Source organism: Caulobacter sp. GW821-FHT12F03 (genome assembly GCF_058806855.1).
Window position 1 is genome coordinate 48,724 of sequence record NZ_JBXAQC010000004.1, and the last position, 13,498, is coordinate 62,221.

Genomic DNA, 13,498 nt, shown 5'->3' on the forward strand with positions numbered 1-13,498 from the left:
CCTCCAGTGTTGGGGGGAGATGTCAGGATGAACCGCTTCGGTCGCGCCGGACTGGCGGCTGGCGCCGTGCTTGCGGCGGTCCTTCCGGGCGCCGCGCCCGCCGGCGCGCAGACCTATACCAGCCGCACATGGACGACGTTCGTGGTCAATGCGGTGTCCGTGCCCGACGAGGAGCGGGAGGCCGCGCCTGGAACCTCCCTGCTGACCCAGCCGGTCACCTCGACCCGCGCCGCCCGGCTCGACGCCGAAGCCCCCAGCCTGCTCGGCATGGGCTCGGCCAAGACCTTCCCGGCCGGGACCAAGACGTTCGGCGTCAAGGTGCCGGACGGCTGGATCTACTGCGCGGTGGCCGCTTCGACGGTCAAATGGCTCTTCAACGACATGACGGCCTGCTACCAGGACGTCGACGGCGACGGGGCGTTCGAGATCGTCCGCAACTCGGGCATGCCGTTCAACGGCATTCCGCTGTTCGTCTTCCAGCCGGGCCCGCCGCAGAAGCTGCCCGCGCCGATTCCCTACAGCGCCCTGCCGTACAAGGAAGGGCCGACGGTCGACCTGGGCTTCGTCTGGCGTCCGGTGGTGGTCAAGGTGAAGCGCGATGAGCCGCCCGCGCCCGTCACCCAGGTGACGATCACCCAGTCGATGATGACCGGCGACAAGATCGAGGGCGTCACGCGCGCCCAGACCTTCAACGTCACCGGCGGCCCGCAGACGATGCGCCAGGACGGGGCCACGATCACGGTGCTCGGCCTGACCCCGGAAGGAAACCTGCGCTACCGCGTCCGAAGCGCGATGCCGGCCCAGATCCAGCCGCTGGAAATGGTCCTGACGACCTCGACCTACTACTACGTCGTGACCTACTGACGGGATCGCCATGCGCGGACTTCTTGCCCTGGCGCTGTGCGCCGTCGCCCTGCCCGTCGCCGCCGCCGCGCCGCCGAAGCCGCCGCCGCCGCCGGTGCTGGTCGTGCCGCCCGTTCAGGCGGCTCCGCGGCCGATCCCGCACAGCTGGGACGAGATCCCGCCCGCCGTCCGCGCCCGCCTCGAGCGCCAGACGCGGCCCCTGGCCTACCAGTCGGTGCTGCAGATCGAACCGGTGACGCTCACCGGCGAGGCGACGGCGGTCGAGGCCGGGACCCGGCTGTTCCGCCAGTGGGTGTCGCCGGCCCGGGCCGTGAAACTGACCTCCGCGCCGCGCCGCGCCTATTACGGCGACGTGGGCTCGGTGCTCTGGCAGGTGCGCGACGAGGCCGGCGAGTACTGGTGCCGCCTGTCGGCGTTCAACCTGTCGACCGGCTACAACTACTACTGCTACCAGGACACCAATAACGACGGGGTGTTCGACGCCCTGTTCGAGGCGCCCTACAGCACGACCTATCTCGGCTTCCAGACCTTCGCGAAGGGCCATGACGAAGATCTGCGCAAGCCGGTCAGCTATGTCCCGACCGACCCGCCGACCGACCGGCGTGAGTATGTCGCCGTCCGCTACGAGGGCGTGCACGGCGGGCTGATCGCCGACGACGGCTTCGTCCGCCCCGGCCTGGTCAAGCTGGCGCTGATCGTCGGATCGGACTCGCCCGACCCGCGCCAGCGCGGCGAGCGGCTGGTGAAGACCTATGACGTCGAGCTGAACCGTCAGGGCCGGGCCCAGGTCGAACTGCCCAGCGGCTACCGGGTGACCATCGACCAGGTCGAGGTCGGCGGCCGCGCCCGCATCGCCGTTAGCGGCGGAATGCCCGCTGGCGAGGGCTACCTGTTCCCGAAGGTCACCCAGGACGACCTGCTCAAGCGCTATCAGCGGTCGCTGGGCGCGCCGCCCAAGGCCGCCCGGGCGCCCCCCTTCCGCTTCCGCGCGCGATCCCGCAAACTGCGTCGCATGACCGATCACGCCGACGCCATCGCCGCCGCGCAGGGTGTGCTGGACGCCTTCATGGCGGCCTTCAACGCCCGCGACCTGGCCGCCTGGGAAGAGACCTTCAACTTTCCCAGCGTGCGGCTGGCGTCCGGGACGCTGGCGATCATCGAGCCCGGCTATCACCAGCCGGCCATGTTCGAGCAGGGTGCGCTGAGCGACTGGGACCACTCGGCCTGGGAGCGGCGGGCGGTGATCCACGCGGGGCCGGACAAGGTGCATTTCGACACCCGTTTCACCCGCTATCGCGCCGACGGTTCGGTCATCGGCGGGTTCGATTCGATCTATGTCGTGACGTGCGAGAACGGCCACTGGGGCGTGAAGGCCCGCTCGAGCTTCGCGCCCTGATGAGCCCCCGCCCATGAGCCGACGCGCGGAACTGGCCCGGATGATCGACGACGCCCGGCGGGTGGTGGTGTTCACCGGCGCGGGCATGTCGACCGAGTCGGGCATTCCCGACTTCCGCAGCCCCGGCGGGGTCTGGTCGAAGATGAAGCCGATCCAGTTCCAGGACTTCGTCGCCCGCGAGGACATGCGCCGCGAGGCCTGGACGCGGGTGTTCAACGGCTCGGCCGGCTGGGTCGGCCGCGCGCCCAACGCCGGCCACGACGCCGTCGCCCGGATGGTCGCCATGGGCAAGGTGATGACCGTCATCACCCAGAACGTCGACAACCTGCACCAGGACAGCGGCATCGCCGACGAGCGGATCATCGAGCTGCACGGCAACGCCAGCTACGCCACCTGCCTCAGCTGCGCCCGGCGGCATGAACTGCACCACCTGAAGCCTGCCTTCGTCGAGCGCGGCGAAATCCCGACCTGCCGGTCCTGTGGCGGGCTGGTGAAGACCGCGACCATCTCGTTCGGCCAGCCGATGCCGCAGGACCAGATGGAGCGCGCCGAGGAAGCCACCCTGGCCTGTGACCTGTTCCTCGTCCTGGGCTCGTCCCTGGTGGTGTTTCCGGCCGCGGGCTTCCCGCTGCTGGCCAAGCGCAACGGGGCCCAGCTGGCGATCGTCAACCGCGAGGCCACCGACATGGACCGCTACGCCGACCTGGTGCTGCACGACGAGATCGGCCCGGTGCTGACGGCCATCGCGCCGGACCTGAATCTCTGACTTGCGGACCACGCCGACGGCTGTTTCAGTCGATCCATGCCTGTCTCCCGATCGTTCCTCCCCGCCCTCGCCGCCTTCGTCACCGTGCTGTTCGGCGCCGCCGCCGCCCAGGCGGCCGACTCCTGCACGCTGGAAAAAGGCGACTCCTACCGCCTCGCCCTGACGCCGGAGATCACCCGGCAGGGCGCGACGCTCGCGGTCAGCGCGCTGTCGGTCGGCGGTGAGGAGGACACCTGGGGCGGACGGGTGCCGCTCGACTGCCTGAAGGGCTGGACCGTTTCGGCGCCGGAGCGCGCGTCCCTTTCGCCCGACCATCGGAGCCTGACCATCGCCTCCGACGCCCCGCCGGGCGCGCCGGTCACCGTCTCGGCGCGCCTTGCCGGCAAGCCGGTCACCGCGAGCTTCACGGTCGTCGCCCGCGACGCGGTCGTGCTCACCGGATTCTGGAAGGAGGTCGGCGACCCCGACTGTCCAGTCGGCAATCCGTCGATCATGGAGCTGCACTTCCTGCCGGACGGAAAGTTCGAACTGACCTGGCAGCCGTTTGAACGGTACATCGACTACTGGGGCGACTACAGTTTCGACCCGGCGACGGGGACGATCACCTTCCGGCCGACCGGCGGCAACCACGTCCCAACCGACGCCGACTGGGAAGGGCGCGCCACCGTGGAAGGCGACGGCCTGCTCCGGTTTGATGCGCTGTTCTTCGGTTCGCCGAGCCATGGCCCGCGGCCGCCGACCCCCTGCATCGTTTTCAAAGCCCGCTAGAGCCCCGGAGTCCCCATGGCCGACATGATCACCCTCACCTCCGGCCACGACGGCTTCGCGTTCTCGGCCCTGCACGGCCGGCCGAACGGCGCCCGCAAGGGCGGCGTCATCGTCATCCAGGAGATCTTCGGCCTCGACAAATACGTCCAGGAGGACGTCGCCCGCTGGGAAGCCCGCGGCTACGAGGTGCTGGCCCCCTCGATGTACGACCGCCAGCAGCCGGGCTTCACGGCCGAACACAGCGACGAGGGCGTCCAGACGGCGGTCAAGCTGGCCATGGCCAACGGCCCGGACAACGCCATGAGCGACATCCAGGCCTGTATCGACTTTCTCAAGCCCCGCGGGCCGGTGTTCATCGTCGGCTACTGCTACGGCGGGACGATGGTCTGGCTCGCGGCGTCGCGCTGCACGGGGCTCAGCGCCGGCTCCAGCTACTACGGCGGTCAGGTCGCCGGCATGGCCGCCCTGCCCCTCTCCTGCCCCGTGGAGCTGCACCTGGGCCGCAAGGACGCGCACATTCCCGCCGACGAGGTGAAGGCGAAGGTCCAGGCCGCCCATCCGGACGTCCCGGTGTGGATCTACGAGGCCTCCGGCCACGGCTTCAACAACGACGGCCGGCCGGACTCGGACCTCGCCGACGCCGAACTGGCGCGTCAGAGAACGGTGGCGCTGTTCGAGGCCAACGGGGCCGGCTGACCATGGGCGAGCGCATCGCCCTCGCCACGCGCGACGGCAAGCCCTTCTCGGCCTGGCGCGCCGCCCCCGGCGACGCCCGCCGCGGCGGTCTGGTGGTGCTGCACGCCATCTGGGGCGTCACGCCGCATATCCGCGACTTCTGCGATGGACTGGCGGCGCAGGGCTACGAGGTCATCGCCCCCAGCCTGCTGGACGGGACCAACGCCTTCCCGGATCGCGACACGGACTTTCCGATCCTCGACGAACGACTGGCGCTCGGCGAGGCGTCCGGCTGGGGTCTGGCGACGATGGACGTGGTCCAGGCGGCGATCGACGCCCTCGACGGGCCGGTCTATCTGCTCGGCTTCTGTTTCGGCGGCAGCACCGCATGGCTGGCCGCAGCCCGCTGCGAGGGCCTCGCCGCCGTCGCCTGCTTCTATGGCGGGGACATCGTCAACCGCCTCGACGAGACGCCGAAGGTCCCGACCATCCTGCACTTCGGCGCCCAGGACGAGACCATTTCGCCGGACGCCGTGGCGGCGATCACCGCCGCCCATCCGGACCTTCCGGCCTGGATCTATCCTGCCGGACACGCCTTCGTCGCGCCGAGCGGCCATCACCCCGACAGCGCCCGGCTGGCCATGCTCCGCACCCTGCAGCTGTTCCACCGCAGCAGCGGGGTGAAGAGCGAGATGTAGTCAGAGAACCCGCCCCGCCACCGCGTCCAGCCGCGCCATCACGGCCGGATCCCGGGCTTCGGGCGCGGTGAGGATCGCGCCGTCAAGGCAGGTGTCGATCGGCGAGGCAGGCCGCTCGGTCGGCAGCCCCTCCGCCAGACGCCGGACCAGGTCGCGGGCCATGGCGGCGTTGCCGTGCAGCACGGCGAGGATGTCGCCGACCTCGACCGGCGCCTCACCCACCCGCCAGCAGTCATAGTCGGTGACCATGCCGATCGCGGCGTAGGGCAGCTCCGCCTCGCGGGCCAGCCGGGCCTCGGGCAGGTTGGTCATGCCGATGACCGCGCACCCCCACGACCGGTAGAGCTCGCTCTCGGCGCGGGTCGAGAACTGCGGCCCCTCCATGCACAGATAGGTCCCGCCCTCGACGACCCGCGCGCCGGCGGCCCGGGCGGCCGTGGCGGCCAGATGCGCCAGCCGCGGGCAGACCGGGTCGGCCATCGACACATGGGCCACCAGTCCCTCGCCGAAGAAGCTTGAAGCGCGGCCGACCGTGCGGTCGATGTACTGGTCGACCGCGACGAACGTCCCGGGCGACAGGTCCTCGCGCAGGGAGCCCACGGCCGACAGCGACAGAATGTCGGTGCAGCCGGCGCGCTTGAGCGCGTCGATATTGGCCCGGGCGTTGATGCCGCCGGGCGGAATGCGGTGGCCGGGGCCGTGACGGGGCAGGAAGACCAGCCGCGTGTCGCCGATAAGCCCGGTGGTCAGCGGGCCCGACGGCGCGCCGAACGGACCGACGGACGTCAGGGTCGCGCGATCCTCAAGGCCGCTGATGTCGTAGAGGCCCGAGCCGCCGATGATCCCCAGGGTCCAGCCCGCCATGCCCGCGCTCCCGTGTTGGTGTCCGCCTGAAGTCCGACAGATCGCGCGCGATGTCCACGCTCCCGGCGCCGAGACGCCGTTTGCCCGCCGGAGATTCGCGGTTCAGGCTGAGGTCATGCGCTGTCGTCCCGCCCTGCTGCTCGGCCTCGGCCTGACCCTCGGCTCGCCCGCGATGGCGCGGGCGGACGCGGCGGCCTGCTGGTTCGAGAACGGCGCGGTGGTCGTGCCGGCGGAGATCGGCGGGATCGCCGGCGACTGGCTGCTCGATCCCTCCACGCCGCGCACCGAACTGCACGAAACCCGCGCGCAGATGGAAGGCCTGCCCGCGACCTTCAGCGCGCCCGGCCACCTGGCCGGCCGGGCCCTGGCCCCCGTGATGGTCACGGTGGTCGATCTGGATGGCCGGGCGCCGGGTTTTCAGACCCCGATCGCCGGCGTCATCGGCGCGGATGTGCTGGGCCGCTATGTGGTCGATATCGGCTTCGCCCCCTGCCGGGTCCGCCTGTCGCCCGCGGCGGGCCGTCGGAGGCCCCGCGGACGGGTTCTGGCCCTGACCACCGTCAACGGCGTTCCGACTGTCCAGGCCGCCGTGTCGGACGGCCACCGGGCCCGGCGCGGCGCGTTCGCCCTCGACTTCAGTTCCCGGGCGGCGGTGCGGCTCACCCATGCGGCCTTGATCCCGGCCGGCACGAAGGCCGACGCCGCGCCGCGCGGCCTGGCGCCGGGCCGCCTGAGGGCCCTGTCGTTCGACGGCGCGCTCTACGAGACGGCGTCGGCGGCGCTCGCGCCCGACCTCGACCCGGCGCTGGCCGGCGCCCTGGGCACGGACCTGTGGTCGCGCTGGCGCGTCCGGCTCGACATCGGCCACGGGCGGCTGGTGCTGAGTCCCCAATGAAAAAGGCCCGGGATCGCTCCCGGGCCTTCGTCACTTGCGGTTCGGAGAGAGCCTAGTGGCTCTCGTTGCGCCACACCCGGCGATAGCTGGCGTAGAGCAGGCCCGAGAACAGAAGCAGGAAGATCATGACCGAGAAGCCCATCTTCTTGCGGTCTTCCATGTGCGGCTCGGCGGCCCACATCAGGAAGGCGGCGACGTCTTCGGCCTCCTGCTTGACGGTCGACTTGGTGCCGTCGTCGAAGCTGACCTTGTCCGGCGACAGCGGCGGCGCCATGCCGATCACGCCGCCGGGGAAGTACTTGTTGTAGTGCTGGCCCGGCGACAGCGTCACGCCGTGCGCCGGCGGGCCGAAGCCCTGCAGCAGGCTGGCGATGTATTCCGGGCCGCCTTCGCGCGCCTTGGCCATCAGCGACAGGTCGGGCGGCGCGAGGCCGCCGTTGCTGGCCTTGGCCGCGATCGCGTTGGGGAACGGCGACGGGAAACGGTCGGCCGGCGTGGCGGGGCGGGTGATGGCGTCGCCCGTTTCGCCGTCGATGTCCGGAACCTGGATGTCGGCGGCCAGGGCCTTCACCACGGGGTTGTCGTTCGCGTTCGGATACTTCGGATCGAAGAACGGACCGCCCGGGTCGCCAAGGTTGCGGAACGCGACCAGGTTCATGCTGTGGCAGGCCGAGCAGACCTCGCGATAGACCTTGTAGCCCCGTTGGAGCTGGGCCTGATCGAAGCGGCCGAACGGACCTTCGAAGCTGAAGGCGACAGCCATCGGCTCCTCGGCCTTGCTGTTGGCAAGGGCGGGTCCGCCGACGAGGAGCAGGGCCGCCGCGAGCAGAGTGACTTTGCGCAGCATCGGGGCTCAGTCCTTGTGTTCGCCGCCGAGAACCGGCGAGGAGATGGTTTCAGGCGTCGGCAGGGGCTTTTCGATCAGCCCGAGCAGCGGCGTCACCACCAGGAAGTAGGCGAAGTAGTAGAGGGTCGAGATCCGCGACAGCCAGACGAAGCTGTTGAGGTCCGAACCCAGGGGCGTGATGTTGGTCACCAGACCCGGGATCACCTGGTCGTCCGGCAGCTTGGCGCCGCAGAAGCCGAGGATCACGCAGACCACCAGGAAGATGAAGAAGTAGAGCTTGGCCTGGGGCCGGTAGCGCATCGACTTCACCTTGGAGGTGTCGAGCCACGGCAGCGCGAAGATGCAGACGATCGCGCCGAACATGGCGATCACGCCCATCAGCTTGTCCGGGACGGCGCGCAGGATCGCGTAGAACGGCAGGAAGTACCATTCGGGCACGATGTGCGTCGGGGTCACCAGCGGGTTGGCCGGGATGTAGTTGTCCGAGTGGCCGAGCGCGTCCGGCATGAAGAACACGAACGTGGCGAAGAGGATCAGGAAGACGCTCATCGCGAAGCCGTCCTTCACCGTCGCGTACGGGGTGAAGGGCAGGGTGTCGGACTTGGACTTGGGATCGATGCCGGTCGGGTTGTTCTGGCCGACCACGTGCAGCGCCCAGACGTGCAGGACGACGACGCCCGCGATCATGAACGGCAGCAGGTAGTGCAGCGAGAAGAAGCGCTTCAGCGTCGGCTCGTCGACGGCGAAGCCGCCCCAGAGCAGCGTCGTGATGGCGTCGCCGACCACCGGGAAAGCGCCCAGCAGGTTGGTGATGACCACCGCGCCGTGGAAGCTCATCTGGCCCCAGGGCAGGACGTAGCCCATGAAGGCCGTGGCCATCATCAGCCCGTAGATCACGCAGCCGAGGATCCACAGCACTTCGCGGGGCGCCTTGTAGGAGCCGTAGTAGAGGCCGCGCAGCATGTGGATGTAGACGGCGATGAAGAACATCGAGGCGCCGTTGGCGTGGGTGTAGCGCAGCAGCCAGCCGTAGTTCACGTCGCGCATGATGTGCTCGACGGAGGTGAAGGCGCCGGCCGAGCTGGCCGTGTAGTGCATCGCCAGCACGACGCCGGTGAGGATCTGAACGCCGAGGCACAGCGACAGGATGCCGCCGAAGGTCCACCAGTAGTTCAGGTTCCGCGGCGTCGGATAGTCGACGAAGCTGTCCCAGACGAGGCGGCCGACGGGCAAACGCGCGTCAAGCCAGCGAGAGAAACCGTTCTTCGGTTCGTAGGTCGAATGTCCGCTCATCTCTATCAGCCGATCTTGACCTTGGTGTCGGAGAGGAAGGCGTACTCGGGCACCACGAGGTTCTTCGGCGCGGGACCCTTACGGATCCGGCCGGAGGTGTCGTAGACCGAGCCGTGGCAAGGGCAGAACCAGCCGCCGTAGTCACCGCCGCCGACCGTGGGCACGCAGCCCAGGTGGGTGCAGGAGCCGACGAGGATCAGCCACTCGGGCTTGCCTTCCTTGTGGCGTTCCGCATCGGTCTGCGGATCCTTCATGGCGGCGTGGTCATCCTTCACCGCGGCGGCGATCTGTTCCGTCGTCCGGTTGCGGATGAACAGCGGCTTGCCGCGCCAGTTGATGACGACCTGCTGGGCCGGTTCGATCTTGGTCAGATCGTACTCGACGCTGGCGAGGGCCAGGGTGTCGGCGGAGGGATTCATCTGGGCGACAAACGGCCAGATCGCCGCGACCCCGCCGCCGGCGGCGGCGGTGATGGCGGCGATATGAATGAAGTCGCGCCGGGAGGGATCGTCTCCGGCGACGGGGTTGGTTGCGTCCGCGGCGGTGTGGGCCACCTTGAGATCACCCTTCGAAAAGGCCGCGACGACAGGCGCGGCTCGCAAATCCTTGCGGTGCATCGTGACCGGCGCGCTTGGCTTACCCCATAGTGGGTTATGCCCCGCCCCGTAGATGCCCCGTGGCAGGACCGATTAGTGCGCGCCTCGCCCAATTTCAACAGACCATCGCGAGAATATGGATATCCGCGCCGCATGGACGCACGCGGGAGAGGCTGTAAAAGCCGATTCATGACCGACAACGCCCTTCTGGAAGACCGCAAGGCCCGCGCCCGGGCCTGGTTCGAATCACTCCGCGACCAGATCCTCGACGCCTTCGAGACGCTCGAGGACGAAGCGCCCGCCGATCTCTACCCCGGCGCTCCGGGCCGCTTCGAGCGCAAGCCCTGGGTCCGCGAGGCGGGCGGCGGCGGCGTGATGTCGATGATGCACGGCCGTCTGTTCGAAAAGGTCGGCGTCCACACCTCGATGGTCTTCGGGACCTTCACCCCGGAAATGGCCGCCAATATGCCGGGCGCGAAGGAGGACCCCAGGTTCTTCGCCACCGGCGTCAGCCTGATCGCCCACATGGCCAGCCCGCGCGTGCCGGCTGTGCATATGAACACCCGCTTCATCTGCACCACCCAGGGCTGGTTCGGCGGCGGCGGCGACCTGACCCCGCTGCTCGAGGTCCAGCGCCGGCAGGACCACCCCGACACCCTCGCCTTCCACGCCGCCATGAAGGCCGCCTGCGACGCCCACGACCCGGCCTGGCACGCGAAGTACAAGGCCTGGTGCGACGAGTACTTCTATCTGGCGCACCGCAAGGAGCCGCGCGGCACCGGCGGCATCTTCTACGACCACCACGACAGCGGCGACTGGGATCGCGACTTCACCTTCACCCAGGACGTCGGCAAGGCGTTCCTCGACATCTATCCGAAGATCGTCCGCGGCCGCATGGCCGAGCCCTGGACGGCCGAGGAGCGCGAGGAACAGCTGGTCCGCCGCGGCCGGTACGTCGAGTTCAACCTGCTCTACGACCGCGGCACCACCTTCGGGCTGAAGACGGGCGGCAATGTCGAATCGATCCTCAGCTCGATGCCGCCGTCGGTGAAGTGGCCCTAGGGCCCGCCGCAACCCAACATTACAGGAGTTTATGTTGAACGCCGTTATCGCGGCGCATATTCGCGTTTTTCAAGTCCCCGCCAGGCCACAGGCGCGGGAGGAACATGAAAAATCGGTAAGAATATGAAACTCTACTCTGACTCCATGTCCACGGTCTGCCGTGGAATCCTGCTGTTCATTGCCGAACACCAGATCGATATTGAAGTGAACGAGGTTCGCCTGTTCATGGGCGAGCATCAGACGCCCGAATTCATGGCGATCAACCCGAACGGAACGGTGCCGGCGCTGGTCGACGGCGATCTGCGCCTGACCGAATCCTCGGCGATCCTGAAGTACCTGGCCGACCGCTTCGGCTCGACGGCCTATCCGGCGACCCTGGCCGAGCGCGCGCGGATCAACGCCGCCATGGACTGGTTCAACACCGGCTTCTACCACTGGTTCGGCTACGACGTGGTCTACTGCCGCGTGCTGCCCAAGTACGCCCTGGCCACGCCGGGCGCGATGGAGGAGTACACCGCCCGCGGCTACGAGATGGCCTCGCGCAAGCTGGCGGTGCTCAACGACCACATGCTGGCGGGCAACGCCTATGTCTGCGGCGACACGATCACCCTCGCCGACTATTTCGGCCTGCCGCTGGTCGCCCTGGGCGAACTGGTCGACTTCGACCTGTCGCCCTGGCCGAACGTGAAGGCCTGGGTCGCCCGCATGCAGGCCCGGCCCGACTGGCCGGCCATCGACGTCGCCTTCCAGGGCTGGAAGTCCGCCGTCGCCCAGGCCGCCTGACGGCGCGAGGCGGTGATGGACTTCTCCGATCCCGCGCCGCGAGGCGCGTTCGACCTCTATGGCCCGGTTCACAAGGGCCTGCGGATGGCGCACGCCAACCTGCTGATCCGGCTCGGCGCGGCCGAGCTGGAGGACGGGCGGGCGCTGCGCGGCCTGCTGGCGCACCTGCGCGAGCACCTCGATCTGTGCGCCGAGCATCTGAGGCATGAGGAATCGGTGATCCACACGGCGCTGGCGCAGCATGCGCCCGGCGCCGTGGCGGAGCTGGAGGGACTGCATCGCGCCCACCTGGCGAGCCTGCCGGACCTGGTCGCCCGCATCGACGCCCTGGAGCACGCGACCCCGGCGCAGCTGCGCAAGGCGGGCCGGGCGCTCTATCTGGCGTTCTCGCGCTTCGTCGCCTCGGACCTCGTCCAGATGGCGCACGAGGAGGAGGTGCTGCTGCCGCTTCTCCAGGCGCTGTTCGACGACGGCGCGCTGATCGCCCTGAAGACGCGCATCGTGCTGAGCATGACACCCCACGTCGGCGCCGGCATGCTGCGGATGATCATCCCGGCGGCGCGCCATCGCGAGCGGCTGTCGCTGCTGCGGGCCGTCGGAGCGTCGGCCCGACCGGACATCTTCGAGGCGCTGCTGCGGGAGGTGGTCCGTCCCAGCCTCGCCGATCGCGAATGGCGGCGGCTGGCCGACGAGCTGCTGACCGACGTGCTGGTCGAGGCCGCCTAGTAGGCCATGCCCTGGGCGACGGACTTCAGCCGTTCAACGGCGGCCATCCGGTCGTCGATGAAGTCGAGGTCGATCCACCAGTCCTCGATCTCGCGCAGCACCTGGCCGACCATCGGCCCGCGCGGCACGCCGGCGTTGACCACGTCCTCGCCGGTCAGCGGGAAGGCCGGCGGCGTCCAGGTCTCGGCCAGCGGGATCAGCGCCCGCCACTGGTTGGCGGTCGCCGGACGGTCGGACGCGGCCCAGGCCAGCCGGACGCGGTCGGCGAAGGTGCGGCCGCCGAGGCGGTAGACGGCGCGGCGCGTCTCGCGCGGGCTCATCCAGGAGACGATGCGCGGCTCGTGGCCGGCGGCGGCGACCAGCCGGTCCTTCAGGGCGTTCGACAGGCGCAGCCGCTCGGCCGTGTCCTGCGCCACCTTCGGATCGTCGGGCAGCAGGCTGGCCAGGCGCAGCTCGGGATCGATGTCGAAGAAATGCTCGGCCTCGTTGGCCACCAGGTTCTCGAACCGGGTCAGGGCCTTCACCTGCGGCAGCACCGCCGACAGCACGCTGGTCGCGGCCATCAGGCGCAGGGCGGCGCGGGGATCGGGGGCGGCCAGCAGCTTGAGCAGCTCCTTCTGCGTCCGCTCGGCGGCGCGGCCGGACAGCATGCCCTTGAGCGCCTTGCAGGCGGCCAGCGCGGCCTGGTCCGCGTCGCCCCGGCCATACCAGGCGTGGAAGCGGAAGAAGCGCAGGATGCGCAGGTAGTCCTCGCGGATGCGGGTCATCGCATCGCCGACGAAGACGATTCGCCCGGCCCGGGCGTCGGCGACGCCCTGGCCCGTCGGGTCGAAGATGCGGCCCTCGGCGTCGGCGTAGAGGGCGTTGAGCCGGAAGTCGCGACGCACCGCGTCCTCTTCCCAGCTCTGGGTGAAGGCGACCACGGCCCGGCGGCCGTCGGTCGAGACGTCGCGCCGCAGGGTGGTGATCTCGAACGGCCGCCCCTCGGCCACGGCCGTGACCGTGCCGTGGTCGACGCCGGTCGGCACGGCCTTGATCCCGGCCGTCTCAAGCGCCTCGGTGACCTGGTCGGGCGTCAGGGTGGTGGCGATGTCGATGTCGTCGATCGCCTGCCCGAGCAGGCTGTTGCGCACGCAGCCGCCGACGAACCGGGCGCAGCCGGCGTAGCCGCGGGCCTCCAGCGCGGCCATCACGGCGCGGGTCGCGGAATGCTCCATCCAGGGACGGACGCCGATACTTTCAGTCGAAACCATGCGGAGGACTTA

The 13,498-nt window shown here is 69.6% G+C and carries 15 protein-coding genes; 10 read left to right on the forward strand and 5 right to left on the reverse strand.

The genetic code is table 11. The features are described from left to right. Nucleotides 1-27 precede the first annotated feature (27 nt). The 6 genes from AC1RN0_RS11425 to AC1RN0_RS11450 are packed head-to-tail and all read left to right on the forward strand — an operon-like array spanning nucleotide 28 to nucleotide 5,167. On the forward strand, nucleotides 28-864 hold the full coding sequence (locus tag AC1RN0_RS11425; protein ID WP_492787556.1) for a hypothetical protein: 837 nt from the start codon (nucleotides 28-30) through the stop codon (nucleotides 862-864). Nucleotides 865-874: 10 nt separating this feature from the next. After that, nucleotides 875-2,260, forward strand: a complete 1,386-nt coding sequence (locus tag AC1RN0_RS11430) for a DUF6841 family protein (protein ID WP_492787557.1) — start codon at nucleotides 875-877, stop codon at nucleotides 2,258-2,260. Nucleotides 2,261-2,273: 13 nt separating this feature from the next. Next, nucleotides 2,274-3,026, forward strand: a complete 753-nt coding sequence (locus AC1RN0_RS11435; protein WP_492787558.1) for an SIR2 family NAD-dependent protein deacylase — start codon at nucleotides 2,274-2,276, stop codon at nucleotides 3,024-3,026. Between the two features lie 36 nt (nucleotides 3,027-3,062). Further along, nucleotides 3,063-3,794, forward strand: coding sequence for a hypothetical protein (locus tag AC1RN0_RS11440; protein WP_492787559.1), 732 nt, complete (start codon nucleotides 3,063-3,065; stop codon nucleotides 3,792-3,794). 15 nt (nucleotides 3,795-3,809) lie between these two features. Next, a complete protein-coding gene (locus tag AC1RN0_RS11445) occupies nucleotides 3,810-4,490 on the forward strand; it encodes a dienelactone hydrolase family protein (protein WP_492787560.1) in 681 nt (226 codons plus the stop codon). A 2-nt stretch (nucleotides 4,491-4,492) separates the two neighbouring features. Further along, on the forward strand, nucleotides 4,493-5,167 hold the full coding sequence (locus tag AC1RN0_RS11450; protein WP_492787561.1) for a dienelactone hydrolase family protein: 675 nt from the start codon (nucleotides 4,493-4,495) through the stop codon (nucleotides 5,165-5,167). Here AC1RN0_RS11450 and mtnP read toward each other — a convergent pair whose 3' ends face one another. Next, nucleotides 5,168-6,031 carry an S-methyl-5'-thioadenosine phosphorylase gene (mtnP, locus tag AC1RN0_RS11455; RefSeq protein ID WP_492787562.1) on the reverse strand — a complete coding sequence of 288 codons (864 nt, stop codon included), beginning with the start codon at nucleotides 6,029-6,031 and terminating at the stop codon, nucleotides 5,168-5,170. A 115-nt stretch (nucleotides 6,032-6,146) separates the two neighbouring features. On the opposite strand from mtnP, the gene AC1RN0_RS11460 reads away from it, so the two are divergent. Continuing rightward, on the forward strand, nucleotides 6,147-6,926 hold the full coding sequence (locus AC1RN0_RS11460; RefSeq protein ID WP_492787563.1) for a hypothetical protein: 780 nt from the start codon (nucleotides 6,147-6,149) through the stop codon (nucleotides 6,924-6,926). A gap of 52 nt (nucleotides 6,927-6,978) precedes the next feature. Here AC1RN0_RS11460 and AC1RN0_RS11465 read toward each other — a convergent pair whose 3' ends face one another. From AC1RN0_RS11465 to petA, 3 genes are read right to left on the reverse strand one after another with little or no spacing between them, the layout of a single operon-like run. Then, the gene (locus AC1RN0_RS11465; protein ID WP_492787564.1) at nucleotides 6,979-7,773 is read right to left on the reverse strand and encodes a cytochrome c1; all 795 of its coding nucleotides are present in this window, start codon (nucleotides 7,771-7,773) and stop codon (nucleotides 6,979-6,981) included. Nucleotides 7,774-7,779: 6 nt separating this feature from the next. After that, nucleotides 7,780-9,066, reverse strand: a complete 1,287-nt coding sequence (locus AC1RN0_RS11470) for a cytochrome b (protein WP_492787565.1) — start codon at nucleotides 9,064-9,066, stop codon at nucleotides 7,780-7,782. Nucleotides 9,067-9,071: 5 nt separating this feature from the next. Further along, nucleotides 9,072-9,620, reverse strand: a complete 549-nt coding sequence (petA, locus tag AC1RN0_RS11475) for a ubiquinol-cytochrome c reductase iron-sulfur subunit (protein ID WP_492787566.1) — start codon at nucleotides 9,618-9,620, stop codon at nucleotides 9,072-9,074. Between the two features lie 231 nt (nucleotides 9,621-9,851). Here petA and hemF point away from each other — a divergent pair, with 231 nt between their 5' ends. The 3 genes from hemF (at nucleotide 9,852) to AC1RN0_RS11490 (ending at nucleotide 12,233) form a co-directional block, all read left to right on the forward strand. Then, nucleotides 9,852-10,724, forward strand: a complete 873-nt coding sequence (hemF, locus tag AC1RN0_RS11480) for an oxygen-dependent coproporphyrinogen oxidase (RefSeq protein ID WP_492787567.1) — start codon at nucleotides 9,852-9,854, stop codon at nucleotides 10,722-10,724. A 123-nt stretch (nucleotides 10,725-10,847) separates the two neighbouring features. Continuing rightward, nucleotides 10,848-11,507 (forward strand): glutathione S-transferase family protein, encoded by a 660-nt coding sequence (locus tag AC1RN0_RS11485; RefSeq protein WP_492787568.1) that lies wholly within the window; start codon nucleotides 10,848-10,850, stop codon nucleotides 11,505-11,507. Nucleotides 11,508-11,522: 15 nt separating this feature from the next. Continuing rightward, the gene (locus AC1RN0_RS11490; RefSeq protein ID WP_492787569.1) at nucleotides 11,523-12,233 is read left to right on the forward strand and encodes a hemerythrin domain-containing protein; all 711 of its coding nucleotides are present in this window, start codon (nucleotides 11,523-11,525) and stop codon (nucleotides 12,231-12,233) included. Here the strand turns inward: AC1RN0_RS11490 and AC1RN0_RS11495 are convergent. Next, nucleotides 12,230-13,486, reverse strand: a complete 1,257-nt coding sequence (locus AC1RN0_RS11495; protein WP_492787570.1) for a CCA tRNA nucleotidyltransferase — start codon at nucleotides 13,484-13,486, stop codon at nucleotides 12,230-12,232. The genes AC1RN0_RS11490 and AC1RN0_RS11495 overlap by 4 nt on opposite strands. Nucleotides 13,487-13,498 lie beyond the last annotated feature (12 nt).